The sequence below is a fragment of the Pseudomonas sp. LS-2 genome, from assembly GCF_003605735.1.
Classification (GTDB): Bacteria; Pseudomonadota; Gammaproteobacteria; order Pseudomonadales; family Pseudomonadaceae; genus Aquipseudomonas.
Genome location: NZ_QXTJ01000014.1, coordinates 79,424 through 103,638, shown reverse-complemented (window position 1 = coordinate 103,638; position 24,215 = coordinate 79,424). Strand labels below are relative to the sequence as shown.

Annotated in this window: 21 protein-coding genes, 2 tRNA genes and 4 pseudogenes; 10 read left to right on the top strand and 17 right to left on the bottom strand. The window is 57.7% G+C overall.

Features of this window, described 5'->3' with window-relative positions; genetic code table 11:
• The first annotated feature begins 36 nt into the window (after nt 1-36).
• The 9 genes and pseudogenes from D3M70_RS07545 (at nt 37) to D3M70_RS07510 (ending at nt 7,750) form a co-directional block, all read left to right on the top strand.
• Nucleotides 37-564, top strand: a complete 528-nt coding sequence (locus tag D3M70_RS07545) for a TRAP transporter small permease (RefSeq protein WP_120125186.1) — start codon at nt 37-39, stop codon at nt 562-564.
• Nucleotides 565-1,845, top strand: coding sequence for a TRAP transporter large permease (locus D3M70_RS07540; RefSeq protein ID WP_120125185.1), 1,281 nt, complete (start codon nt 565-567; stop codon nt 1,843-1,845).
• A gap of 347 nt (nt 1,846-2,192) precedes the next feature.
• Nucleotides 2,193-2,954: a hypothetical protein gene (locus D3M70_RS07535; RefSeq protein ID WP_120125184.1), complete on the top strand. Its 762-nt coding sequence runs from the start codon at nt 2,193-2,195 to the stop codon at nt 2,952-2,954.
• A gap of 244 nt (nt 2,955-3,198) precedes the next feature.
• Complete coding sequence (locus D3M70_RS07530) at nt 3,199-4,110, top strand: TauD/TfdA family dioxygenase (RefSeq protein ID WP_120125183.1); 912 nt, start codon at nt 3,199-3,201, stop codon at nt 4,108-4,110.
• Between the two features lie 38 nt (nt 4,111-4,148).
• Nucleotides 4,149-5,267, top strand: coding sequence for an ABC transporter substrate-binding protein (locus tag D3M70_RS07525; protein WP_120125182.1), 1,119 nt, complete (start codon nt 4,149-4,151; stop codon nt 5,265-5,267).
• A 4-nt stretch (nt 5,268-5,271) separates the two neighbouring features.
• Nucleotides 5,272-6,183: an ABC transporter permease gene (locus tag D3M70_RS07520; protein ID WP_120125181.1), complete on the top strand. Its 912-nt coding sequence runs from the start codon at nt 5,272-5,274 to the stop codon at nt 6,181-6,183.
• A pseudogene (locus tag D3M70_RS32820) lies at nt 6,180-6,476 on the top strand (ABC transporter permease); the annotation flags it as partial. The gene D3M70_RS07520 and the pseudogene D3M70_RS32820, both read left to right, overlap by 4 nt.
• A gap of 1 nt (nt 6,477) precedes the next feature.
• On the top strand, nt 6,478-6,911 hold a 434-nt coding region (locus tag D3M70_RS32815; RefSeq protein ID WP_256659745.1), incomplete at its 5' end, for an ABC transporter permease.
• Nucleotides 6,912-6,943: 32 nt separating this feature from the next.
• A complete protein-coding gene (locus D3M70_RS07510; RefSeq protein WP_120125179.1) occupies nt 6,944-7,750 on the top strand; it encodes an ABC transporter ATP-binding protein in 807 nt (268 codons plus the stop codon).
• Between the two features lie 116 nt (nt 7,751-7,866).
• Here the strand turns inward: D3M70_RS07510 and D3M70_RS07505 are convergent, their stop codons facing one another.
• Entirely contained in the window at nt 7,867-8,826 is a 960-nt protein-coding gene (locus D3M70_RS07505; RefSeq protein WP_120125178.1) for a sensor domain-containing diguanylate cyclase, read from the bottom strand.
• Between the two features lie 3 nt (nt 8,827-8,829).
• Nucleotides 8,830-9,828, bottom strand: coding sequence for a response regulator (locus D3M70_RS07500; protein WP_120125177.1), 999 nt, complete (start codon nt 9,826-9,828; stop codon nt 8,830-8,832).
• Nucleotides 9,829-10,283: 455 nt separating this feature from the next.
• On the opposite strand from D3M70_RS07500, the gene D3M70_RS07495 reads away from it, so the two are divergent.
• Nucleotides 10,284-10,856, top strand: a complete 573-nt coding sequence (locus D3M70_RS07495; RefSeq protein ID WP_120125176.1) for a hypothetical protein — start codon at nt 10,284-10,286, stop codon at nt 10,854-10,856.
• Nucleotides 10,857-11,033: 177 nt separating this feature from the next.
• On the opposite strand, the pseudogene D3M70_RS07490 reads toward D3M70_RS07495, so the two are convergent.
• The 15 genes and pseudogenes from D3M70_RS07490 to secG all read right to left on the bottom strand — a co-directional run.
• Nucleotides 11,034-11,306 (bottom strand): annotated as a pseudogene (locus tag D3M70_RS07490) (response regulator transcription factor); the annotation flags it as partial.
• 218 nt (nt 11,307-11,524) lie between these two features.
• A pseudogene (locus D3M70_RS32810) lies at nt 11,525-11,714 on the bottom strand (response regulator transcription factor); the annotation flags it as partial.
• A gap of 1 nt (nt 11,715) precedes the next feature.
• A pseudogene (locus D3M70_RS07485) lies at nt 11,716-12,098 on the bottom strand (response regulator transcription factor); the annotation flags it as partial.
• Complete coding sequence (locus D3M70_RS07480) at nt 12,095-13,588, bottom strand: sensor histidine kinase (RefSeq protein WP_256659744.1); 1,494 nt, start codon at nt 13,586-13,588, stop codon at nt 12,095-12,097. The pseudogene D3M70_RS07485 and the gene D3M70_RS07480, both read right to left, overlap by 4 nt.
• Nucleotides 13,589-13,977: 389 nt before the next feature.
• Entirely contained in the window at nt 13,978-14,328 is a 351-nt protein-coding gene (locus D3M70_RS07475) for a BON domain-containing protein (protein WP_120125174.1), read from the bottom strand.
• A 312-nt stretch (nt 14,329-14,640) separates the two neighbouring features.
• Nucleotides 14,641-16,746 carry a polyribonucleotide nucleotidyltransferase gene (gene pnp / locus D3M70_RS07470; RefSeq protein ID WP_120125173.1) on the bottom strand — a complete coding sequence of 702 codons (2,106 nt, stop codon included), beginning with the start codon at nt 16,744-16,746 and terminating at the stop codon, nt 14,641-14,643.
• A gap of 199 nt (nt 16,747-16,945) precedes the next feature.
• The gene (rpsO, locus tag D3M70_RS07460) at nt 16,946-17,215 is read right to left on the bottom strand and encodes a 30S ribosomal protein S15 (RefSeq protein ID WP_046820615.1); all 270 of its coding nucleotides are present in this window, start codon (nt 17,213-17,215) and stop codon (nt 16,946-16,948) included.
• A gap of 148 nt (nt 17,216-17,363) precedes the next feature.
• Entirely contained in the window at nt 17,364-18,281 is a 918-nt protein-coding gene (truB, locus tag D3M70_RS07455) for a tRNA pseudouridine(55) synthase TruB (protein ID WP_081566575.1), read from the bottom strand.
• 4 nt (nt 18,282-18,285) lie between these two features.
• Nucleotides 18,286-18,687, bottom strand: a complete 402-nt coding sequence (gene rbfA, locus D3M70_RS07450; RefSeq protein ID WP_120125172.1) for a 30S ribosome-binding factor RbfA — start codon at nt 18,685-18,687, stop codon at nt 18,286-18,288.
• Nucleotides 18,688-18,844: 157 nt separating this feature from the next.
• A complete protein-coding gene (gene infB, locus D3M70_RS07445; protein WP_120125171.1) occupies nt 18,845-21,379 on the bottom strand; it encodes a translation initiation factor IF-2 in 2,535 nt (844 codons plus the stop codon).
• Between the two features lie 27 nt (nt 21,380-21,406).
• Nucleotides 21,407-22,888, bottom strand: a complete 1,482-nt coding sequence (gene nusA, locus D3M70_RS07440) for a transcription termination factor NusA (RefSeq protein ID WP_120125170.1) — start codon at nt 22,886-22,888, stop codon at nt 21,407-21,409.
• A 47-nt stretch (nt 22,889-22,935) separates the two neighbouring features.
• Nucleotides 22,936-23,394, bottom strand: a complete 459-nt coding sequence (gene rimP, locus D3M70_RS07435) for a ribosome maturation factor RimP (protein ID WP_081566696.1) — start codon at nt 23,392-23,394, stop codon at nt 22,936-22,938.
• A 131-nt stretch (nt 23,395-23,525) separates the two neighbouring features.
• A tRNA-Met gene (locus tag D3M70_RS07430) sits at nt 23,526-23,602 on the bottom strand.
• Nucleotides 23,603-23,700: 98 nt separating this feature from the next.
• Nucleotides 23,701-23,786, bottom strand: a tRNA-Leu gene (locus tag D3M70_RS07425).
• Nucleotides 23,787-23,830: 44 nt separating this feature from the next.
• On the bottom strand, nt 23,831-24,214 hold the full coding sequence (gene secG, locus D3M70_RS07420) for a preprotein translocase subunit SecG (protein WP_120125168.1): 384 nt from the start codon (nt 24,212-24,214) through the stop codon (nt 23,831-23,833).
• Nucleotide 24,215 lies beyond the last annotated feature (1 nt).

Below are 24,215 nucleotides of genomic sequence, written 5' to 3'. Positions count from 1 at the left end.
GGGCGAAAGCCCGCTCACCGGCGTGGTGGTGATTTCATGAAAAACACGATTCTGCGCTTCAACGACGCCGTCTACCGCCTCTGCATCGCCGTCGCCGGCCTGTCGATGCTGACGATGGCGCTGATTATTCCCTGGGGCATCTTCGCCCGCTACGTGCTCGGCTCAGGCTCCAGTTGGCCCGAGCCTGTCGCCATTCTGCTGATGGTGGTGTTCACCTTCTTCGGCGCTGCTGCCAGTTACCGTGCCGGCGCGCACATGGCGGTGAACATGGCGACCGATCGCATGCCCCCGGCCTTGCGCCAGGGCGCGGCGATTCTGGTGCAGATTCTGATGGCCGTCGTCTGCGTGTTCATGGCCGTGAAGGGCTGGAAACTCTGCGCCAATACCTGGAACCAGTTCCTCGGTGAGATGCCCGGGCTGCGAGTGGGCGTGTCCTATCTGCCCATTCCAGTCGGTGGCGTGCTGACCCTGATGTTCGTGCTGGAGAAACTGTTTCTGGGCGACCAGAGTCACCGTCGGGTCGTGCGTTTCGATCTGGTCGAAGAAAGCGAAGGAGCGGCATGAATGGACGCTTTTATTCTGTTGGGCAGCTTTATCGCGTTGATCCTGGTCGGCATGCCGGTCGCCTATGCGCTGGGGCTGTCGGCGCTGATCGGCGCGTGGTGGATCGAGATTCCCTTTGACGCGCTGATGATTCAAGTCGCGGGCGGCGTGAACAAGTTTTCGCTGTTGGCGATTCCGTTCTTCGTACTGGCGGGGGCGATCATGGCCGAGGGCGGGATGTCTCGGCGACTGGTGGCGTTCGCGGGGGTGCTGGTGGGTTTCGTGCGCGGCGGCCTGTCCCTCGTGAACATCGTTGCCTCCACCTTCTTCGGCGCGATCTCCGGCTCCTCGGTGGCCGATACCGCGTCGGTGGGTTCGGTGTTGATTCCGGAAATGGAGCGCAACGGGTATCCGAGGGAGTTCTCGACGGCCGTGACCGTCAGCGGTTCGGTGCAGGCATTGTTGACGCCCCCCAGCCATAACTCGGTGCTGTACTCGCTGGCTGCGGGCGGCACGGTGTCCATCGCCTCGCTGTTCATGGCAGGGATCATGCCTGGCCTGCTGCTGAGCGCGGTGATGATGGGTCTGTGCATGATCTTCGCTCGCAAGCGCAACTACCCCAAGGGCGAAGTCATCCCGATGCGTCAGGCGTTGAAGATCGCTGGGGAAGCGCTGTGGGGGATGATGGCGATGGTCATCATTCTGGGCGGGATTCTGTCGGGCGTATTCACGGCCACCGAGTCAGCAGCGGTTGCGGTACTGTGGGCATTTTTCGTGACCATGTTCATCTACCGCGACTACAAATGGCGGGACCTGCCCAAGCTGATGCATCGGGCCGTACGCACGGTTTCCATCGTCATGATCCTGATCGGTTTCGCCGCCAGCTTCGGTTACATCCTGACGCTGATGGAAATCCCGATGAAGATCACCACGGCGTTTCTGACCTTGTCGGATAACCGCTACGTGATCCTGATGTGCATCAACGTCATGCTGTTGTTGCTCGGCACGGTGATGGACATGGCGCCGCTGATCCTGATCCTCACGCCGATCCTGTTGCCGGTGATTGTCGGCATCGGCGTCGATCCGGTGCATTTCGGCATGATCATGCTGGTCAACCTCGGCATCGGCCTGATCACGCCTCCGGTGGGTGCCGTGCTGTTTGTCGGCGCCGCGGTGGGCAAGGTCACCATCGAGGCGACGGTCAAGGCACTGCTGCCATTCTACGTGGCGCTGTTCCTGGTGCTGATGGCCGTGACGTACATCCCGGCGATCTCGCTGTGGTTGCCAAGCCTGGTGTTGTAAAACGCGCTGTAGCAGCACGGCTTGCCGGCGGGGGCGATTTAAAGTCCGCTCCCGCTGGCAAGCCATGCTGCTACCTGACTGGCCTCCCGTCGAAACAGAAAGTGACACAAAACCCTTACAACTCCCCACCCAAGTAACACAGCCATTTTGCGGCGATCTGTTTCAAAAACGGACGGAAAAACCGCCTTTCTCATTCAAAAAAACATAATTTGAAATATTTATTCCGGGCATCTGGCGGAAGCTGTGCTAGGTGGCTAACCTCTCGCTTCGCCCGGCTGAAACGGTACATCTCAGGCAGTAGGTCCGAGGGCTTCAACGTTCGAAGATTTCCCACTGAGGTGCCCCGCATGCCCTGCTCGACTTTTTCTGATGCTCAAGTAGCGAGCCTGATCAAGGCCATCGACAGTGACGGATACGCTGTCTTGCCGGGCTGGGCCAGTCCGGTGCAACTGAAGGAGCTGCAAGCGCTGGTCACAGACACGGTGGCCGCTGCCGGTAATGATTACGTCGCGCTATCCGGCCGACAGTCGGTGCCGGGGTCGCCTCTGGATGACTGGGGCAGCTCGCATGATTTCATCGATCTGTGCCGCCGCATCACCCAGGGCGCCACCGGCGAACGTTCGAGCGATACGACCTTGACCCAGACCCTGCGCTGCCTGACAGGCAATGGCGGGCGCAAGGAGTCATTGATCTTTCACTACGACTCTTTCGTGCTGACCACCATCATGCCGGTGTGCATGCCTGAGAGCGGAGAACGCGGCGATCTGCTGATGCTGCCAAACCGCCGACCCATCCGGCGCAGCTATCTGCGTAACCTGATGGACAAGGTGCTGGTGGACAATCAGTGGGTGCAGAAATACCTCAGAAACCGGGTGTCCGGCGATAACCAGACCTTTACGCGAATCGCGATGCAGCCTGGCCATCTGTATCTGTTCTGGGGATACCGCTCGCTGCACACCAATATGCCCGTCGCGGAAGATGCCTTGCGGGCAACCGCGGTTTTTCATTACCACAACGTCCATGGCAGCAGCTCGCTGGCGAGTCGGTTGCGCAAGTCGTTGGAAACGATGAAGGGGCAGGACATGCATGAGGATGTCCCGCAGACCTGACACCGCTCTTCTGCAGCAATCCGGCTTGCCGGCAGTAGCGTTTTCCAGAGACGTCACCGCCGGCAAGCCGAACAGCCACAAATCTCCCGGCCACACATTCAGAAATAAGCTTATGAAATCCGGTTATCTTCATAAACACTCTGCATAAACTCTCCTTCTATATTTATGACAAAAGGTGATTAGCGGAACGCTGATTTATATCTTTATGATCTGAGCCACAACAACCTAAACAGGAGTTCAGGACATGGCGATTCAGATCAAACCCGTGGCGGGACGTATTGGTGCCGAGTTGAGCGGCATCAAGCTTTCCGGTGACATCTCGGCGCAGGATTTCGAGTTCATCAATCAGGCGCTGCTCAAACACAAAGTGCTGTTCTTCCGCGAACAATTCCTCTCTGACGATCAGCACGAAAGCTTCTCCCGCCGCTTCGGCGATCAGGTCCCTCACCCCACCGTTCGCTCCGCTGAAAAAAGCAGCGCAATCCTGCATCTGGATGCCAAGGAAACCCGCGCCAACTCCTGGCACACCGATGTCACGTTCGTTGCGAACTATCCGAAGATTTCCATTCTGCGCGGCGTCGTGATCCCACCGTATGGCGGCGACACCGTCTGGGCGAATACCGCGTCCGCCTATGCTGACCTGCCCGCCCCACTCAAGACGTTGGCCGACAGCCTGCGCGCGCTGCACACCAACCTCTACGACTATGCGGCCCCTCGCGATACCGGCGACGCGGGCGTCAAGCGCTACCGCGAACAGTTCACTGCTCAAGTCTATGAAACCGAACATCCGCTGGTGCGTGTGCACCCGGAAACCGGCGAGCGCAGCCTGCTGCTCGGGCATTTTGTGAAACAGATCCAGGGCGTGAGCAGCAACGATTCCAAACAGCTGATTCGTCTGTTCCACGACCGCATTACCCACCTGGACAACACCGTTCGCTGGCGCTGGAGCGAGGGCGACGTGGTCATCTGGGACAACCGCGCCACCCAGCACATCGCGATCAACGACTACGGCAATGCCGAACGGGTCGTGCGCCGCACCACAGTGGCTGGTGACATCCCGGTCGGCGTCGACGGACGCTCTAGCCAGGCGATCAAACCAACACCCGACACCCTCTCGCCGAAGACAGAAGCCGACAAGAAACACCTGGCTGCCTGATGCCCCGTCACCCGCATTTTTTTAAGGAAGAAACCGTCATGGCAAAGGCCAAGCGAACATCTGTATTCAGCACAAAAAGCGTAGCTACCGCACTGGCGGCGCTGCTGATGATGCCCTTGGCCGAGGCCGACGTTTTGCGCATCGGCGTCGCCAGCGCGGGAGGCGGTGATCCGGTCACCTTCAGCGGCTCGCCGCTGGGTATCGTGCGCAACCAGCAACTGCTGGAAAAGGCGTTCGAAGGCTCGGGCACCGAGATTCAATGGTTCTTCTTCAAGGGCGCGGGGCCTGCGGTGAACGAGGCCCTGTCCAATCAGCAACTGGACTTCGCTTATGAGGGCGATCTACCGCAAGTGGTGGGTCGCGCCAACGGCCTGGACACCAAGCTACTTGCCGCCATCGGCGTGCGTTCAAATGTCTATCTGGCGGTTCCCAAAGGTTCTGACATCAAGACCATCGAAGACCTCAAGGGCAAGAAAGTCGCGGTCTTCCGTGGCACCAACGCTCATCTGGTATCGATCAATCTGCTGGCGGATCACGGCCTCACCGAGCGTGATTTGAAGGTGATCAATCTGGACAGCGGCAGCAGTCAGGCGGCGCTGGCCTCCAAAGGGGTCGATGCAGCCTTCGGCGGTCGCGAGCTCTTCAAACTCCGCGATCAGGGCCTGATCGACATCATCTTCGACAACCCGAATAACGACGTCCGCTACACCCGTCAGTGCGCGCTCGTCGTTCGTGGCACCTACGAAAAGGAGCACCCGGACAACGTGCAGAAAGTCGTCAACACATTGGTCGACGCCGCCAAGTGGGAGTCCGAGGAAAGCAATCGCGATGCCGTACTCAACGAATGGGCCAAGACCAATGAGCCCGTTGCCTCGCTAAAGGCTGACTTCGGCCGCCTGGCCTTGCGTGACAGCGCCTCGCCGCTGGTGGATGACTTCCTGCGCTCGCGGTATCAGGCGGTCGCCGATCAGGCCAAGGAGGAAAAGATGATTCGCAGACCAGTGACCATCGAGGGCTGGTTCGAGACCAAATATCTCGACACCGCATTGAAAGCCAAAGGGCTGGAACACTACTGGACCGCCTATGACGCGGACGGCAAACCGCCAGCCACCAGCGCAACGGCGTCTTCGGACAAAGCCGTCAACAACGGAGGCTGATGTCATGGCCAGAGCCACTGCAAACGCACTTGAGCGGCAACCGGCGCCAGCGAAACAACTGGCCCCTGTCCAACGTCTGCCCAAGGCTCCAGTCCGGGCTCCACGCCGGGTATCGGTGACGTCCCCGCCCCGTTCAGTCTGGCAAAAGCGCGCCCTGAACATTGCACTGCCCTGGCTGTTGCCGCTGGCGCTGCTCGGCATCTGGTATCTGGGGACCGAGCGCGGGTGGCTGTCTGAACAAGTGCTACCGCCACCCGCATACGTCTATCAAACCCTGACCGATCTGGTCAGCACCGGTGATCTCTGGCTGAACGCGTCGGCCAGTCTGCAGCGTGTACTGGTCGGCTTCCTCATTGGCTCGGGGCTGGGGGTGACCCTGGGGTTAGCAATGGGCCTGTCGAAAACCGTCGAGGATTACCTGCTGCCTACCTTCAACGCGCTGGTGCAGATTCCGGTGCTGGGGTGGATGCCGTTCGCGCTGTTGTTGTTCGGCATCGGCGAGCCATTGAAGTACGTGTTAATCGCGCACGCGGCTCTGGTGCCGGTCACGCTGTGTACGTTGCAGGCGTTTCATCAGGTACCCAAGCGCCTGCTGGAAGTAGGTCAGGCGTATGGCTTCAGTCAGCGCCAAATCGTCACTGATATCGTCCTGCCCTCTGCCGTTGCGCCGATTTTCACTGGCCTGCGGCTGGGGTTCACCAAGGCGTGGTTGTCGCTGGTGGTGGTCGAACTGCTGGCCTCCAGCGAAGGGCTGGGTTATCTCATCGCCTATGGCCGTCAGCTGTTTCAGCTGGATCTGGTGATCGCTGCGGTGGTCGTGGTCGGCACGGTCGGTCTGCTGATCGATCGCGGTTTCGAGCTCATCGAGCGTCGGCTCAACAAGGGTCGCGCTGCGACGCCAGGGAGACTGATATGAATTCGTTGGCATCCGCTCCAGTTTCACGCTCTACGCGCTATCGAGGCTGGGTTGTGCCGGTTGTCGGTGTCGCTCTCTGGTGGCTGGCGGCCAGTCAGGGCTGGAGCGATTCGGGCTTGCTGGTCTCACCTCAGAGGGTCGCGATCACCGCGTGGGAACAGGTGTCGTCCGGGCAATTCTGGCGCGCGATTTCAGCGAGCCTGACCCGCAACCTCAGCGGCTTTTTCATCGGCATCACGCTGGGCCTGATGCTCGGCTGCCTGCTGGGGTTCTCGCGCCTGTTCGAGCGTCTGNGCTCGGTGTGGTTCGGACTTGGAGACGTGGCCAAGGTGGTGTTTCTCTCACTGGCCGCACTGGTGCCCGTGGTGGTCAACACCTGCGACGGCCTGCGTAACGTGCCGCCGGCTTTCCTTGAAGTGGCAAAGGTATACGGCTTTAGCCGTTGGCAAACGGTCATCGGCGTGATGCTGCCCGCCGCACTGCCTTCGATCTTCACCGGAATCTACCTGGCGCTGGTGTATTCATGGCTGGCGACCATCGGCGCGGAATACCTGTTGGTCTCCGGCGACGGCATCGGCAACACGCTGATCGATGGCAGTGAGCATTTCATGATGGACCTGGTGCTGTTCGGCATGGTCATCATCGGTCTGGTCGGCTGGGCACTGAACGTGCTGGCACGCCAAGTCGATCGCCGCATGCAGCGGCTATACGGCATCACCCCTCGCTAGCTCCCACTATTCGGCCAATCAGGATTTTTCTCATGACTGCCAGCCAAGCGCTTCCTCTCCCGACACAACAAGGCAATGGCCTGCGTCTTGAAAACATCAGCAAGCGCTTCATCTCTGCTGGGTCAGGTGCAGGCGCTGACACTCAACTGCAAGTGCTGGACAACGTTCAGCTGGACATTGCCCCCGGCGAGTTCATCACCATCGTCGGCGCCAGCGGTTGCGGCAAGTCGACGTTGCTGCGACTGATTCTGGGCCTGGATGAAGCGTTCGACGGGCGCATCCTGCTGGATGACAAGCCGATCAAGGGCACCGGACTTGAGCGCGGCATCGTGTTTCAGGACCACCGCTTGTTTCCCTGGCTGACCGTGGAGCAGAACGTCGCCGTCGGGCTGAAGAACGCGCCGCTGACGCCTGCGCAAAAGCGCGAAACGGTGCGCGAGCACATTCATCTGGTCGGTTTGCAAGACTTCACCGAGTCCTACCCGCATCAGATCTCCGGGGGCATGGCCCAACGTGTGGCGATTGCCCGTGGACTGGTGAATAGACCCAGCGTGCTGCTGCTGGACGAGCCCTTCGGTGCGCTGGATGCCTTGACCCGCACGCGCCTGCAACGTGAGCTGCAAAACATCTGGCAGCAGGAAAAGATCACCATGGTCCACGTCACCCACGATGTGGACGAAGCGGTGTATCTGGGAGATCGCGTGGTGGTGATGCAACCGCATCCGGGACGGATCCGACGCATCGTCGACATCGACCTGCCTCGACCGCGCAATCGCAGCGATGCCAATTTCATTGCCCTGCGAGATGACGTGCTGAGTGATTTTGCGGAGCTGGCCTGATCTTTAACCTGTAGAAGTGCGCTTGCCCGCGACGGCAATCTGTCTGACATGCCTGGGTTGCTGATAGATCGCATTCGCAGGCAAGCGCGCTCCTACCAGGTTTGCGTCAAAGCGGGTTACCTCGCCTCGTGCAACGACACCTGATTGCGCCCATTCTTCTTTGACGCATACAGCGCCTGGTCAGCCCGCTCAATCAGAGTTTTGTGCTCCGCCAGGGGTGAGTTCATGTCTGCGACCCCTAAGCTGATGGTGCAGCGAATGCCCTCTCCCTCGTGCATGATTTCCTGCGACGCCACGGCCACTCGCAACCGCTCGGCGAACATGCCGGCGCCATACTTATCGGTGTCGGGCAACAGCACCGCATACTCTTCGCCGCCATAGCGTCCGGCGATGTCGGAATCCCGGATGTGTTCGCGAATGACGTCCGCCACGCGCTGGATCACCTTGTCTCCGCACTGATGGCCATAGGTATCGTTGACCCGTTTGAAGTGATCGATGTCGAACATCACCAGCGCTGCCGACGTGCCATAGCGCACATGCCGCGCATGCTCCAGCCGCAACGCCTCCTCCCAGTGCCCGCGGTTGTACAGCCCGGTCAGGCGGTCGGTACTGGAAAGCTTCTGCAGCTCCCTGTTGGCGGCCTGAAGTTGCAGGCGGTTGGTCGCCACATCGGTCACGTCATAGATCACCAGGCACACATGAGTGACATCGCCGCTGGTCGCGCGCAGCGGGAACATCGTGGTGTTCTGGTACATGAAATCTTCTTGCCCGGTGATCGGCTGATAGCTCTTGAAGCGCACCAGATACGGCCGCTGCTCCCATATCGTGAAGGCCGGCGTGCCGAGGGTGATCACGCTGTCGATCTTGTTCTTCAACCAGTCCTGATTGACCTCGGGAAACAGGTCGAAAAACGAACGGTTTGCCGCTTCATAGGGCAGCACGCCGGAGCGGTTTTCCATGAAGGTATTCCACACCTGTACCTGATATTCCTGATCCAGCACCACCACGCCGACGTCGATGCTCTGGGTGATGGTCAACAGCCAATGCAGCTCTTTGATGTCGATACGATCGTTCATGAATCAACTCATCAGGTAAGCAAGTTTGCGCGAAAGCCGCTCGACCGAGTCTTCGGTGAACAACATCAACAGGTCGAAATGAATGTTGTGGCCTTCCAGGCTGTAACTGATCTCCACAGCGAGGGTCTTCTTCCAGCGCTGCTGGTTGATGCGGATCAGCTCTTCAATGCCGCTGTGTGCGCCCAGCACCTGCGGATGCCCCTGCGAAAAGTCGATATCGATCTGCTCGGCAATCCCACTCAGACAGGCGCCGATCAGGATCGACGACAAATCCAGCAACATCTCCATTTCCGAGTAATCGTTGTCCCGGACTTTCATCAGCTGGGCCATGTCGGCGATCTCAGAATCGTGAAACAGCAGCAATGCCTCGCCCGCGATGCCGCCACCGATGTACCCCTGACACACCGCAGTGAGCCGGTCGCTCCCCTGGGCGTAAGCCAGTGCCATGTGTAACTCGCCCACTTCCAGCATATTGACGTTGGGCACCGGCAACTGCACGAAGACCCCTAATACCCGCGCCAGCAGCGCAGCGGCACGCCCCATGGCGACGTTGATGGTTTCGCGAAAGGCGTCCTGAAAGCTAATGGTGGTCTGTTCGGCTTTCGGCGCAACGGGGGCAGCCTTTACAGGTTCACCCAGCAATCCAAGCCGCTGCAGCGTCAGTTGCAGTTCGAGGGGATCCGCCGGTTTCTTGAGGAAGGCCAGAGCCCCAAGCTCAAGGGTGCGTCGCACGGCCTCTTCCTGGACGTCTCCGGACACCACGATCACCTTGGCCTGCATGTTCTCGGCACGCATCGCCGCCAAGGCCTGATAGCCATCCATGTCCGGCATTGTCAGGTCCAGCAACACCACCTGACCCAAGCCCTGGCGAATCGCTTCCAGCCCTTCATGTCCGTTGGCAGCGGTGGTGACCGACACCCCCCAGTCGGAAGGCAGCGCTCTGATCAACTGTTTGCGCGCCATATTGGAGTCGTCGCAAATCAGCAGGGGAATCATGGGCATCGCTTTCAATCTCACAGCAAAAGAGTTTCAGGCAGGGCCCGGACTATCAATGCAATTAGTTGTGATGAATACAGGAGCGGTCGGCAGCGTTTGAATGCTGCCGACTGACAAAGTGGGTCGATTCTTCACCCCTTCCTGGATGGGCATCGTGGTATGCAATATCTATGCTCAGCAAATACTGACTTCTTATAAGTAACTTATTGAATGCACGACGCTTGTTTTATGGCGTCAATCTTTCGAAGAGCAGGGCGTGCGAGTGTTGTTATTACCGCGCTCACAGCCTCTGAAACCTGAATTCGCGTGGTCGAGCAATTGATACTCAGGTATGAGTCAGGTGTACCCAAGTAGTAACTCACTGTATTCACGTAGGAGTGAAGCTGTCCATGAACTGAATTATTGTTCTCATGCGACATGATTCAGATCAATGTTCATATCGAGTACGAGGACGGGTCGTCATGAACAGCCATAAAAAAGTGCAACGCACCTACGCTCTTGCTCACGGCATGATCCAATACGGTGCCCACGACTCGGCTGTGGTTTCGGAACGCATGGCGCTCGTGGACTTGCTGCGTGAGCATCTGCTGACCACCCTGCAGCTGCGCCAGCATGTTCTCAATCTTGAGCTGCGGCTGCGCAATGTCAGTTTCGTCGATGTGCGCCAGCTGTTTCACCGTATCGGCGAAGCAACCGAGCAATGCTCGGCATTTCTGGATGAGCGCATTCATGACCTCGGCGCCCCACCTCAACGTCAGGCGCTAAGCCTTCTGGGAATGAGCTCCCACGCAGACGAAACGAGTTTTGCCACTTGCCTGCATCACATCAGCGAAAATACTTGCGCATTGATGGGATTTGCCCCGCAGACAAAAGTCTTCATGGACCGAGCCGTGATCAATGGCGATTACAACAGCCTGCACCTGATGACCGACTGCGTTTATCAGATCAGCCAACTGGTGGCGCTGATTCAAATACATCTTCCGGCTGAACCGGTTGGCACTTCCTCCCGCACGCCGGTGCAGCACGCGATATAGCAAAAGCGCCCTCACAGGCACTTGATTCTTTTGCCGGCCTTCGTAGTTGCTTTCGGCGCTTGCGAATAAGCTCGGGGCTCGCACTCAAACAGAAATGTCAGGCACATCAACTTCCTGAACAACGGCGAAGTTGCAGCCGTTGAGCGGCCATTCGTAAAGAATAATCAGAAGTGAAAATCAGGCCAGCGTCGACTCCAGGCAGTCGATCAGTGCCTGCACTTGAAACGGTTTGGCGAGAAAGCCCACTGCGCTGCCGACCATCGCCCGTTTGCGAACAGTTTCCTCAGCAAATGCCGTAATGAAGATGGTCGGGATGACTATCCCTTGGGATGTCAAATGCTCGTGAAGTTCGACACCGCTCATGCTGGGCATTTGCACATCGGTGATCAGGCAGTCCGCGTTACCCACATCGGCGGAACCCAGAAACTCCTCGGCCGAGGAGAAAACACANCGCGGTGTCATCATCGACACCGGCGACCATTGGGGGGCTGGACAAACGAGATACCTATGAGGGCAGAGATAAAAGCATGAGCAATGATGCACATGGCCATACCTCACACGGTACCGACCCTGCTTGCGCACGAGAAGTATACGGTTGTATGACCGCGACGAATGGGCGTTTTCTGACCAGTCAGACAACACTCGGAACTCGTGCCCTATCGCGCCGATTATTCCCCCTCGAGGGCCTGGGACATTTTCACAAGGTCAGCGAAGGTCCGGGCGTGCATCTTCTTCATGGCATGCCCCCGATGAATTTTCACGGTTATTTCGCTCAGCCCCATCTCGGCGGCAATCTGCTTGTTCATGAGCCCTGTCACCGCATAAGCCATCACTTCCTGCTCGCGTGAGGTCAGCGTCNTTGCCGTCTTCTTGCAGGGCCAGGGTCACAGCGTCCAGCAAATCCTGCTCCCGGAAAGGTTTGACCAGAAAATCCAGCGCCCCTGCCTTCATCGCCTTTACCGACATTGCGATATCACCGTGGCCGCTGACGAACACGACAGGCATCGAAACCTTCATTTCGGCCAGCCGAACCTGAAAGTCCAGGCCGCTTTCCCCTTGCAAACGCACATCAAGGATCAGACACGCCGGCACGTCTTCGAAGGGATGCAGCAAGAACTCCGCACCCGAAGCGTAGGTGTGCACACGCATGCCGACCGACCTCAACAGGCTATCGAGACCTGTACGAATGGCAGGGTCATCGTCCACCACAAACACGATTGGGCTTATATCAGCGACCGTCATGATGGAACCTGCTCAGCGGCGGGCACCGAAAAGCTGAGCACCGCGCCATGGCCCAGTTCGCTCTCTGCCCAGATACGGCCGCCATGGGCATCGATGATCGAGCGGCAAATCGACAGGCCCATGCCCATCCCCTCCGGTCTGGTGGTGAAAAATGGATTGAACAGGCTGGGCAGATTCTGCACCGCTACACCTGGCCCGTTATCCTCAACGCGCAGCAAAACATCGCCCCCTGGCGTGTTGCTCAGTGAAACCGACAACACGCGCTCCTTGCCATGCATGCCCGACATCGCCTGCATGGCGTTCATCATCAGGTTGATGATGACCTGTTGCAATTGCACCTTGTCACCTTTGACTCTCATTGGGGCGTCTGTTGGCCGGAAATCCAGATTCACCCGATGACGCAATATCTCGCGGCGTACCAGGGCAATCGATTCCTGCAGTACATCTTGTAGATCAATCGGCAGATGCGTGGGATCCGTCTTGCGGGACAAGGCCCGGATACGTCGAATGACCTCACTGGCGCGGTGCGCTTCGCTCTTGATGCGCTCGATAGCGCTGCGCACCTCTTCCAGATTCGGCACGTCGCGATTCAACCAGCGCAATCCTGCTTCAGCGTTGGTCGTAACCGCCGACAAAGGCTGATTCACCTCATGCGCAATCGACGCCGCCATCTCACCGAGCGTCGTGACTCGCGTCACATGGGCAAGATGGCTCTGCGAACGATGGAGTGCGTCCTCCGCGTTCTTGGCGGCCGTGACGTCCATCAGCGCGCCGATGTACTCACACTCACCTGACGCGTCATGAACCTGCTGCGCGAGCATGCGCACGAATTTGCACGAGCCATCGCTCATCACTAACCGAAACTCGGTCTCCATATTCGCGTGACGCGCATAAGCCTGCTCGACCAGGGATTTGAGGTCATCGGTATCTTCGGGATGGGTGCGGCTGATCATGTACTCCAGCGTGGGCTGGGATCGGTCATCGAACTGGAAAATCCGCCGCGCCTCGTCAGACCAGTACATCTCGGCACTCGGCATTTTCAACCCGATGCTGCCGGTCTGACTCAGCCGCTGAGCGCCGGCGAGAAATGCTTCGCTGCGATGCAGCAGATGCACCTGCCCTTGCAACGCATCCCGGGCAGCCTTGTTCTTCAACGCCAGAAAGGCGGTGATCGCAATCGCACACAGGCTCACCATGCAACGGGCGAATGGGGGCACCAGCCATTCAGTACCATGGGACAAAAGATAGGCCGTCAGCGTCAGCGCTCCGCACGCCGTAGCAACCACCGCGACGCCCCGGCGAGAGAACAGGTCTCCGGACATCAGAATCACGGCCACGTAGAGCACGGCGATGGCGACGTCGAGCGAACTCAGCCAATCGATCAGGAAAATGATCAACGCGAGTATCATTGCACCCAGTCTCAACAACCAGACGCTGGGCGTAACCTCAGCCCGAGACGCTGCCATGTGGACAGCTGGAACAGTATTCATTGCGACATTCTTGCCTTGTTCTGAATCATTGGAATGGCAGCGCAAATGCTTTTTCGCAGACGGCGAGTCCGCGATGACTCCGGCCGAGGGACGGCGCAGAACGTTCAGGATAGTATTTTTCAGACCACGCGTTTGTTCATAGGACCACATTCAGTCCTAAGGAAAATATACGCGTGAGTGTTTGCGGGAGGCAGGCTAAGGCTCGACACAAAAAGATTCTTGTGCGGATGTGCTCTTGTTTCATTCAGGAGGGAATAAAACAAGCCCCGACGTAAACGCCGGGGCTTGTAGTGGCCACATCCATATGGCCTTCGCATGAACCTTCAATCGACCGACCGACGACCTCCCTGGCCGTCAATTGCTCGTTCTAGTGGCTCTTGGGAATAGCTTTACTCAGCTTTCAGGCCGTCAGCCGAAACAGCTTTAACGCCTTTGATTTTCTTGGTGATCGCTACTGCGGTAGTTTTCTGTGCTTCAGTGATAGCGACAGTCGACGACAGGGAAACCACGCCTTTGTTGGTCTCAACCTTGATGTCAGAACCTGGAATGCCTTTTTCGGTCAGCAGATCGGATTTGACCTTGGTGGTGATCCAGGTATCGGAGGTAGCTTCCTGGGTTTTGGCGACTTCATTTGCAGCGACCACCATTGGAGCTTGAGTAGAGGTCTGGGCCATGGCTACGTTTGCCATGGTCAGAGTCAGAGCAGTGGCGGTAGCGGCAGCAATAGCGAACTTCTTCATACGAGTAACTCCTGTTTTTCTCAGAATCTGCGCCAACCTCGTTGGCCGCAGGGTTACTGTGTATATCGCAAGCCCTGTGCCAAACCGCTGAAAGATATAATCCCCTTTATTATCAATTACTTATAAATTCATGGATCCGACACGATCGTGCAGATTGCCCGTTTACGGAAAGTTCCGCTTGCAAGATGCATGTTCTGACCGAGCCGTGACTGTCTTTTTTTTGCCGTAACTCATTAATTACACACGAAAAAAAAGAGCCCCGGAGGGCTCTTTTCTCAAGCGCTGACGCGATGTGACAAGAAGCTCTTGCGATTAAACGCCCGACGCCTTGGCAGCAGCTACGTCTTTGATCGACAGCTTGATACGGCCGCGGTTGTCCACGTCCAGAACCAGAACTTCGACTTCCTGACCTTCTTTCAGCACGTCGGTGACTTTCTCGACACGAGCATCGCTCAGCATGGAGATGTGCACCAGACCGTCTTTGCCAGGCAGGATGTTGACGAATGCCCCGAAGTCGACGATGCGCTCAACCTTGCCCACGTAGATCTTGCCGATTTCAGCTTCTGCGGTGATACCCAGAACGCGCTGACGTGCCGCTTCAGCCGCTTCCTTGGTTTCGCCGAAGATCTTGATCGAGCCATCGTCTTCGATGTCAATCGAGGCCTTGGTTTCTTCGCAGATGGCACGGATGGTCGCGCCGCCTTTACCGATGACGTCACGGATCTTGTCGGTGTCGATCTTCATCGCGATCATGGTCGGAGCGTTTTCCGACAGCTCGGTACGCGACTGACCAATGATGTTGTTCATCTGGCCGAGGATGTTCAGGCGAGCTTCCAGGGCCTGACCCAGGGCGATCTCCATGATCTCTTCGGTGATGCCCTTGATCTTGATGTCCATCTGCAGTGCGGTGACGCCTTTGGCGGTACCGGCCACTTTGAAGTCCATGTCGCCGAGGTGGTCTTCGTCACCCAGAATATCGGTCAGAATGGCGAATTTCTCGCCTTCCTTGACCAGACCCATCGCGATACCGGCAACGGGTGCCTTCATCGGAACACCGGCGTCCATCAGTGCCAGGGAAGCACCGCAGACCGAAGCCATCGAGCTTGAACCGTTGGATTCAGTGATTTCCGATACGACGCGGATGGTGTACGGGAAAGCGTCAGCTGCTGGCAGCATGGCCTGAACCGAACGACGGGCCAGACGGCCGTGACCGATTTCGCGACGACCAGCACCACCCATGCGACCACACTCGCCTACCGAGAACGGAGGGAAGTTGTAGTGCAGCATGAACGGGTCTTTTTTCTCGCCTTCGAGGGTGTCGAGCAACTGAGCATCACGAGCAGTACCCAGCGTGGCAACGACCAGCGCCTGAGTTTCACCACGGGTGAACAGTGCCGAACCGTGAGTCTTCGGCAGAACACCGACTTCGATGTTCAAAGGACGTACGGTACGGGTGTCGCGACCGTCGATACGTGGCTTGCCGTTGACGATGTTTTCGCGAACGGTGCGGTATTCGATTTCGCCGAATGCAGCTTTGACTTCGGAAGCCGACGGGCTGCCGTCTTCAACGGCCAGCTTGGCGACGATCTGATCCTTCAACTCGCCCAGGCGCGCATAACGGTCAGCCTTGACGGTGATGGTGTAGGCCTCGGAGATGGCAGCGCCGAACTCGGAGCGGATAGCGCCCAGCAGTTCAGTGGCTTCTGCCTTCGGAGCCCAGGTCCAGGTAGGTTTGGCGGCCTCGGCAGCGAGCTCCTTGACAGCCTTGATCACCGACTGGAATTCGTCGTGGGCAAACAGAACAGCGCCCAGCATCTGGTCTTCAGTCAGCTCTTTGGCTTCCGACTCAACCATCAGTACCGCTTCTTCGGTACCGGCAACAACCATGTCCAGGCTCGACGCCTTCAGTTGTTCGTAAGTCGGGTTCAGCAGGTAACCGGTGCTTTCGTGGAAAGCCACGCGAGCAGCGCCGATCGGGCCGTCGAAAGGAATACCGGAGATAGCCAGGGCAGCCGAAGTACCGATCATCGCAGCGATGTCCGGATCGGTTTTCTTGCTGGTGGAAACGACGGTGCAGACAACCTGCACTTCGTTCATGAAGCCTTCAGGAAACAGAGGGCGGATCGGACGGTCGATCAGACGCGAGGTCAGCGTTTCCTTCTCGGAAGGACGGCCTTCGCGCTTGAAGAAACCACCAGGGATCTTGCCGGCAGCGTAGGTTTTTTCTTGGTAGTGAACGGAAAGTGGGAAGAAGCCTTTGCCAGCGTCTGCTTGTTTGGCGCCGACCACAGTCACGAGAACGGTGACGTCGTCGTCAACGGTGACCAATACTGCACCAGAAGCCTGACGGGCGATGCGGCCTGTCTCCAGGGTTACGGTCGATTGACCGAATTGAAACTTCTTGATTACCGGGTTCACGGTTTCCTACCTTCTTTGTGGCTCTTGGGGGAACTGGTTTCTTGCGAATTCTTGGGCGGTGAGGGGAATCGGCCCTTCATCAGTCCAGGGTGAAGCGTAAAACGTGTATCCAGATAAAACTTGAGGCTGGAAGCCTGCCACACGTCTTCGGGAACCCGCAGACGTACGACAGACAACCAACCTCTAGCGCAATCGCTGATTAGCGACGCAGACCCAGGCGACCGATCAGAGCGCTGTAACGGCTCACGTCTTTGCCTTTCAGGTAGTCCAGCAGCTTACGACGCTGGTTAACCATGCGGATCAGACCACGACGGGAGTGGTGATCTTTACCGTTGGCCTTGAAGTGACCTTGCAGTTTGTTGATGTTGGCGGTCAGCAGTGCAACTTGCACTTCTGGCGAACCAGTGTCACCAACGGCTTGCTGGTAGTCAGCAACGATTTGAGCTTTTTCTTGAACGTCGAGAGCCATGAGGCAATCCTTTTATCAGGAAACTGTTTCAAAAAAACAGCTTCAACAGGCCAGGGACAAATCCCTGTATCTAAGAGAGAGGTGTGACCGCGCCTGTTAACAGCCACCCTCTTACCGCCGTGTCAGAACCCCGACCCGACGGGTTCGGTCACTCTGACCGAATCAGTCGACGTGGCGCGATCCGCCCGTCTTCACTCACTTCACCAATCCCGATGAAGCGTCCTTCATGATCCTGCACCCGGACCATGCCGAATTTCGGCGCATCCGGGGCTCTGACTGGCTGACCATGCAACCAGTAAAACGAACTGTGCTCGGAAAACTTCAGCAGAGGCCAGTCGAGCAAACCGCTGTCGGAAGGCATCAGGAAGCGGTCGACTGCTTCATTGCCACCTTCAGCGTGCACCGCCTCCAACTCCTCCAGCGTGACCGTCTGGGCAAGCGTGAAAGGTCCGGCTTGTGTACGACGCAGTTCGGCAACATACGCACCACAGCCAAGCTTTTCACCAATATCTTCCACCAGGGTACGAATATAGGTGCCTTTGCTGCAGTCGACGGCCAAACGAGCGGTCTCGCCTTCGCTCGCCAATAATTCCAGGCGCGCAATAGTAACAGAACGCGCTTCGCGCTCCACCACTTCCCCTGCCCGCGCCAACTTGTACAACGGCTGGCCATCACGCTTGAGGGCTGAGTACATGGGCGGTATCTGACTGATTTGTCCGCGAAAACCGGGCAGCACAGACTCGATGTCGGCGCGACCAACGGTCACCGGACGCGTCTGCAAAACTTCGCCCTCGGCATCGGCTGTGGTGGTGGTCTTGCCCAGCTGCATCAGAGTCTCGTAACCCTTGTCGGAATCCAGCAGGTACTGCGAGAACTTGGTCGCTTCGCCGAAGCAAAGCGGCAGCACGCCGGTAGCCAACGGATCGAGACTCCCCGTGTGACCGGCCTTTTCCGCATTGAGCAACCAGCGAACCTTCTGCAAGGCTGCGTTGGAAGTGAAACCCAGCGGCTTGTCCAGCAGGATGATGCCACTGACGTTGCGGCGGATACGCTTGACCTGAGCCACGCCGTTACTCCTCCGAACCATCTTGCTTGGCAGCGGGTTCGTGCTGACCGTCTTCGGCCACTGCGCGCTCGATCAGCGCGGACAGGTGCGCGCCACGGGCAACGCTTTCGTCGTAGTGGAAGTGCAACTGAGGCACGCTGCGCAACTTCATTTCACGTGCCAGCTGCATGCGCAGAAAGCCTGCTGCGGAGTTCAGCGCCTTGATCGATTGAGCGATCTCTTCAGCACTGTCCTGCCCCATCACGGTGATGAAGATCTTGGCGTGACCGACGTCACGACTGACATCGACCGCAGTGATGGTGACCAGCCCTACACGAGGGTCTTTGACTTCGCGTCGAATCAATTGAGCCAGTTCGCGCTGCATCTGATCGCCGATACGTTGGGTACGGCTATATTCTTTTGCCATGTCTTGTTACCTGTACTGACCCACGGCAAAAGCCATGCGGTCTGAAAGCGGCAAACGCCCGGCCTGGCAGAAGCCGGACCGGGCGTTGCATTTAGAGTCCATGACGGGCGCGGTGCATTTGCGTGCGGCGACCGCCATGACTCCTGAAGCTCGCGACTTAAAGGCTGCGAGCCACTTGGACCTTCTCGAAGACTTCGATCTTGTCACCGACCTTGACGTCGTTGTAGCTCTTGACGCCGATACCGCACTCCATGCCGGCCCGTACTTCGGAAGCGTCATCCTTGAAGCGGCGCAGGGATTCCAGCTCACCTTCGAAGATAACGATGTCTTCACGCAGTACACGGATCGGACGGTTACGGTGCACAACACCTTCGATCACCATGCAGCCAGCGATCGCGCCGAACTTCGGCGAACGGAACACGTCGCGAACTTCGGCGATACCCAGGATGTTCTCCCGGACGTCGCTGCCAAGCATGCCGGTCAGGGCTTTCTTGACGTCTTCGATGATGTCGTAGATCACGTTGTAGTAACGCATATCCAGACCTTCCTGCTCGACGATCTTGCGAGCGCCGGCATCGGCACGCACGTTGAAGCCAAACAGTACAGCGTTGGAAGCCAGTGCCAGGTTGGCGTCGGACTCGGTGATACCACCGACACCGCCACCGACCACGCGCACTTGCACTTCGTCGTTGCCCAGGCCATTCAATGCTCCCTGCAAAGCTTCCAGCGAACCACGGACGTCGGATTTGAGGACGATGTTGAGCGTCTTCTTCTCGGCCTGACCCATGTTTTCGAAGATGTTTTCCAGCTTGCCGGCGTGAGCGCGAGCCAGTTTGACTTCGCGGAACTTGCCTTGACGGAACAGAGCCACTTCCCGGGCTTTCTTCTCGTCAGCAACCACGCTCATCTCGTCGCCAGCGTCCGGGGTACCGTCCAGGCCGAGGATCTCGACAGGGATGGATGGACCGGCTTCCTTGATTGGCTTGCCGTTCTCGTCGAGCATGGCACGCACTCGGCCATAGTTCGAACCGACCAGAACCATGTCGCCTTGGCGCAGGGTACCGTCTTGAACCAGAACGGTTGCAACCGGTCCACGACCTTTGTCGAGACGCGATTCAACCACAACACCACGGCCAGGGGCCGACGGAGTCGCTTTCAGTTCGAGCACTTCAGCTTGCAGCAGAACGGCTTCAAGCAGCTCGTCCACGCCAGTACCGACTTTCGCCGACACAGGTACGAACGGCGTGTCACCGCCCCACTCTTCGGACGTCACGCCGTGAACCGACAGTTCGCTACGGATGCGATCGAGATCGGCGCCCGGCTTGTCGATCTTGTTCACTGCTACAACCAGTGGCACGCCAGCCGCTACCGCGTGCTGAACGGCTTCAATGGTCTGAGGCATCACGCCGTCGTCCGCTGCAACCACCAGAATCACGATGTCGGTCGCCTTGGCACCACGAGCACGCATTGCGGTAAACGCGGCGTGACCCGGGGTGTCGAGGAAGGTGACCATGCCGCGTTCGGTTTCAACGTGGTATGCACCGATGTGCTGGGTGATGCCACCGGCTTCGCCAGCAGCTACCTTGGCACGACGGATGTAGTCGAGCAGCGAGGTCTTACCGTGGTCAACGTGGCCCATTACAGTCACGACTGGTGCACGGGAGAACGTCTCGCCTTCAAACTTCAGGGACTCGGCCAGGGAATCTTCCAGAGCGGTGTCGCTGACCAGGGTCACTTTGTGGCCCAGTTCTTCGGCTACCAGCTGAGCAGTTTCCTGATCAAGCACCTGGTTGATGGTGGCTGGAGTACCCAGTTTGAACATGAACTTGATGATCTCAGCAGCCTTGACCGACATCTGATTGGCGAGATCGCCAACCGTGATGGTCTCGCCGATCTGCACATCACGCACCACAGGGCCGGTCGGGCTCTGGAAACCGTGGGCGTTGCGCTTCTTCAGCTTGGCCTTGCCGCGACCACCACGACGGAAGCCATCGCTTTCTTCGTCGGTAGTACGTGGAGCAACGCGTGGCGCTGGAGCCTTTTCCTTGACCGAGGCACGATGGGGAGCGTTTTTGCGCTCACCATCACCACCACCGCTGCGGCGATTGTTATCGTCGTTACGTGGCTTGTCCGGACGACGTTGTTCGTCCTTCTTGCGAACATCGGCAACAGGGGCAGGTGCAGCAACAGGTGCTTCCTGAACAGGCTCGGCAACGGCTTGCACCGCAGGCTGCGAGGCTGAAGCAGCAACCGCGTCAGCAGCTTGCGGAGCAGGAGCAGGCTGGCGGCGCGCTTCTTCTTCGGCACGCTGACGGGCTTCTTCTTCAGCCTTTTGACGAGCGGCATTTTCTACCGCGCGGCGCTCGTCCTGCTCACGTTTGCGCTCGGCTTCGATTTCTTCCGGGCTGCGCTGTACGAAGACTTTCTTTTTACGTACTTCAACGCTGATGCTCTTGCTGCCAGCAACGCGTAGGGTACTGGTGGTTTTACGCTGCAAAGTGATCTTGCGCGGTTCTTCCACTTTAGCCTTGTGGCCGCTTTTCAGGTGCGTCAACAGGGCTTGTTTTTCGTTATCGGTCACAACTTGCTCGGCGGCGGTGTGCGGCAGACCTGCCTCACGCATCTGCTGCAACAGGCGCTCTACCGGTGTGTCGACCGTTTTGGCCAGTTCTTTCACCGTGACTTGCGTCATGCACTTCTCTCCTCAGGCCGCATTTACTTACTCGAACCAATGGGCTCGGGCGGCCATGATCAACTTGCCGGCACGATCATCGTCAATGCCGTCGATGTCGAGCAGATCGTCAATAGACTGCTCGGCCAGGTCTTCGCGGGTAATTACGCCGCGCACCGCCAGTTCCATCGCCAAATCCTTGTCCATACCCTCAAGCGAGAGCAGGTCTTCGGCCGGATGGGCGTCTGCCAGCTTTTCCTCAGTAGCGATGGCTTTAGTCAACAAGCGATCCTTGGCACGAGCACGAAGCTCGTTGACGATGTCTTCGTCAAAGCCGTCGATGTTGAGCATTTCTTCCAACGGTACGTAGGCAATCTCTTCCAGGCTGGTGAAGCCTTCGTCTACCAGCACCTGAGCGAGCTCTTCGTCGACTTCCAGCTCGTCGATGAAGTTGCGCAGGATGTCGCCGGTTTCCGCTTGCTGCTTGGCCTGGATGTCCGATTCGGTCATTACGTTCAAGGTCCAGCCAGTCAACTGGCTCGCCAGACGCACGTTCTGACCACCGCGACCAATCGCCTGGGCCAGGTTGTCTGCGCCTACAGCGATATCCATGGCATGGGCGTCTTCATCAACGATGATCGCTGCCACTTCGGCAGGCGACATGGCATTGATGACGAACTGCGCCGGATTGTCGTCCCAGAGCACGATATCCACACGCTCGCCGCCCAACTCGCCGGAAACAGCCTGAACACGCGAACCGCGCATACCGATGCAAGCGCCCTGCGGGTCAATGCGTTTGTCCTTGGAACGAACTGCGATCTTTGCTCGCGAACCAGGATCACGGGAGGCAGCCATCACCTCGATGAGACCTTCGGCAATTTCCGGAACTTCAATCCGGAACAGCTCGATCAGCATCTCTGGCGCAGTACGCGACAGGATCAGCTGAGGACCACGGTTTTCAGTGCGGATCTCTTTGAGCAATGCACGAACGCGGACACCTACACGGAAAGTCTCCCGGGAGATGATGTCTTCACGCGCCAGCAGAGCCTCGGCGTTGTTACCCAAGTCGACGATGACATTGTCACGTGTAACTTTTTTAACAGTACCGGAAATGATTTCGCCCAGACGCTCACGATAGGCGTCTACGACTTGAGCGCGCTCGGCTTCGCGAACTTTCTGCACAATGACTTGCTTGGCAGTCTGAGCAGCGATTCGGCCGAACTCGATAGATTCGATCTTCTCTTCTACAACGTCGCCAACGTTCGCGCCCGGATGAGTTTCCGCGACCTTGCTTGGCCAGGTTTCGATAGCCGGATCGTCGAGATCTTCTTCCTCGACGACCGTCCAGCGACGGAATGTCTCATAAGCGCCCGTGTGGCGATTGATTTCCACACGAAGGTCAACTTCGTCTTCGAAACGCTTCTTAGTGGCCGTGGCCAGGGCTATTTCAAGCGCTTCAAAAATCACACTGGCCGGTACGCCCTTTTCATTGGATACCGACTCAACAACCAGCAGTACTTCTTTGCTCATCGTACGCCTCGCCTTTCGCAAGCCATTGGATCCGCGGGATCCGCGTCTCAGTCAAACGTGGGAATAATGTTGGCTTTGTCGATCAGATCGATCGGCAACAGGTATTCGTGATCGTCCACTTGCACCACGACGTCCTGCTCCTCCACCCCGCGGAGAAGGCCTTGAAAGTTGCGTCGACCATCGAAGGGCGAACGCAGCTTTATCTTCACTTGTTCCCCGGCAAAGGCTGCAAACTGCTCGATCGTGAACAGCGGGCGTTCCATGCCAGGAGAAGAAACTTCGAGCGTATATTCGGAGCTGATCGGATCTTCTACGTCCAGAACACCGCTGATCTGACGGCTGACAATGGCACAATCGTCCACCAGCACGCCGCCCTCTTTATCGATATAAACGCGCAACATTGAGTGACGACCCTGGGCCGAAAACTCGATACCCCAGCATTCATAGCCAAGGGCCACGACCACCGGGGCCAGCAAGGCCTGCAACTGTTCTAGCTTGCTCGACACCTGAACCCCCTCGTGCATGCTGTGCAAATAAAAAATGGGCAAAGCGCCCATCATGAAAAAACGCCGTTGAACAGCGGCGTAATAAAGTGTCCAGCTAACAAAAAGCCCCTGAAAAGGGGCTCCGCTAAAACTGGTTGCGGGGGCTGGATTTGAACCAACGACCTTCGGGTTATGAGCCCGACGAGCTACCAGACTGCTCCACCCCGCGACAAAGCTGGGGCGGAAGTATACGACCGATCCCGTTTTGGGTCAATCCGACACATCCACCTACAAGAAAGCCCGCTACTGCGGGCTAACTTGTTCAATTGGTACCGAGAAGGGGACTCGAACCCCTACACCCTATGGGCACAACCACCTCAAGGTTGCGTGTCTACCAATTCCACCACCTCGGCATTACAACTCTTTTGCAGCCCCAACATCAGCTGCGAATCCTGTATTACTTCTGTTCTGGAGCGGCAGGAACATCCGCTGGAGCAGCGGCTGGTTTCTGTTGTCCTTCCAGTACCGGAACATCATCCGTCGCCGGCTTTTGCTTCACTTCCAAAACCGCTGGATCCGGCAAACCTACTTGAGTCAGCTGATGAGCTTTCTCTTTAGCAAAGTAACCTAACCCTAAGCTGGTCATGAAGAAACAGGCGGCAAGTATAGCAGTAAATTTACTAAGAAAGGTAGAGGAACCTTGGCCTCCGAAGACAGTATTTGATGCACCTGCTCCGAACGACGCGCCAGCGTCCGCACCTTTACCCTGCTGCAGCAATACCAGAGCAACAACGCCCAGAGCACCCAGCAGATGAAGAACGACTACGACTGTTTCCAGCATT

Bases quoted from the DNA above. Each gene is read 5' to 3' on its own strand.
- D3M70_RS07545 (WP_120125186.1), top strand. From the start codon at position 37: ATGAAAAACACGATTCTGCGCTTCAACGACGCCGTCTACCGCCTCTGC.
- D3M70_RS07540 (WP_120125185.1), top strand. From the start codon at position 565: ATGGACGCTTTTATTCTGTTGGGCAGCTTTATCGCGTTGATCCTGGTC.
- D3M70_RS07535 (WP_120125184.1), top strand. From the start codon at position 2,193: ATGCCCTGCTCGACTTTTTCTGATGCTCAAGTAGCGAGCCTGATCAAG.
- D3M70_RS07530 (WP_120125183.1), top strand. From the start codon at position 3,199: ATGGCGATTCAGATCAAACCCGTGGCGGGACGTATTGGTGCCGAGTTG.
- D3M70_RS07525 (WP_120125182.1), top strand. From the start codon at position 4,149: ATGGCAAAGGCCAAGCGAACATCTGTATTCAGCACAAAAAGCGTAGCT.
- D3M70_RS07520 (WP_120125181.1), top strand. From the start codon at position 5,272: ATGGCCAGAGCCACTGCAAACGCACTTGAGCGGCAACCGGCGCCAGCG.
- D3M70_RS07510 (WP_120125179.1), top strand. From the start codon at position 6,944: ATGACTGCCAGCCAAGCGCTTCCTCTCCCGACACAACAAGGCAATGGC.
- D3M70_RS07505 (WP_120125178.1), bottom strand. From the start codon at position 8,826: ATGAACGATCGTATCGACATCAAAGAGCTGCATTGGCTGTTGACCATC.
- D3M70_RS07500 (WP_120125177.1), bottom strand. From the start codon at position 9,828: ATGCCCATGATTCCCCTGCTGATTTGCGACGACTCCAATATGGCGCGC.
- D3M70_RS07495 (WP_120125176.1), top strand. From the start codon at position 10,284: ATGAACAGCCATAAAAAAGTGCAACGCACCTACGCTCTTGCTCACGGC.
- D3M70_RS07480 (WP_256659744.1), bottom strand. From the start codon at position 13,588: ATGAATACTGTTCCAGCTGTCCACATGGCAGCGTCTCGGGCTGAGGTT.
- D3M70_RS07475 (WP_120125174.1), bottom strand. From the start codon at position 14,328: ATGAAGAAGTTCGCTATTGCTGCCGCTACCGCCACTGCTCTGACTCTG.
- rpsO (WP_046820615.1), bottom strand. From the start codon at position 17,215: ATGGCTCTCGACGTTCAAGAAAAAGCTCAAATCGTTGCTGACTACCAG.
- rbfA (WP_120125172.1), bottom strand. From the start codon at position 18,687: ATGGCAAAAGAATATAGCCGTACCCAACGTATCGGCGATCAGATGCAG.
- infB (WP_120125171.1), bottom strand. From the start codon at position 21,379: ATGACGCAAGTCACGGTGAAAGAACTGGCCAAAACGGTCGACACACCG.
- nusA (WP_120125170.1), bottom strand. From the start codon at position 22,888: ATGAGCAAAGAAGTACTGCTGGTTGTTGAGTCGGTATCCAATGAAAAG.
- secG (WP_120125168.1), bottom strand. From the start codon at position 24,214: ATGCTGGAAACAGTCGTAGTCGTTCTTCATCTGCTGGGTGCTCTGGGC.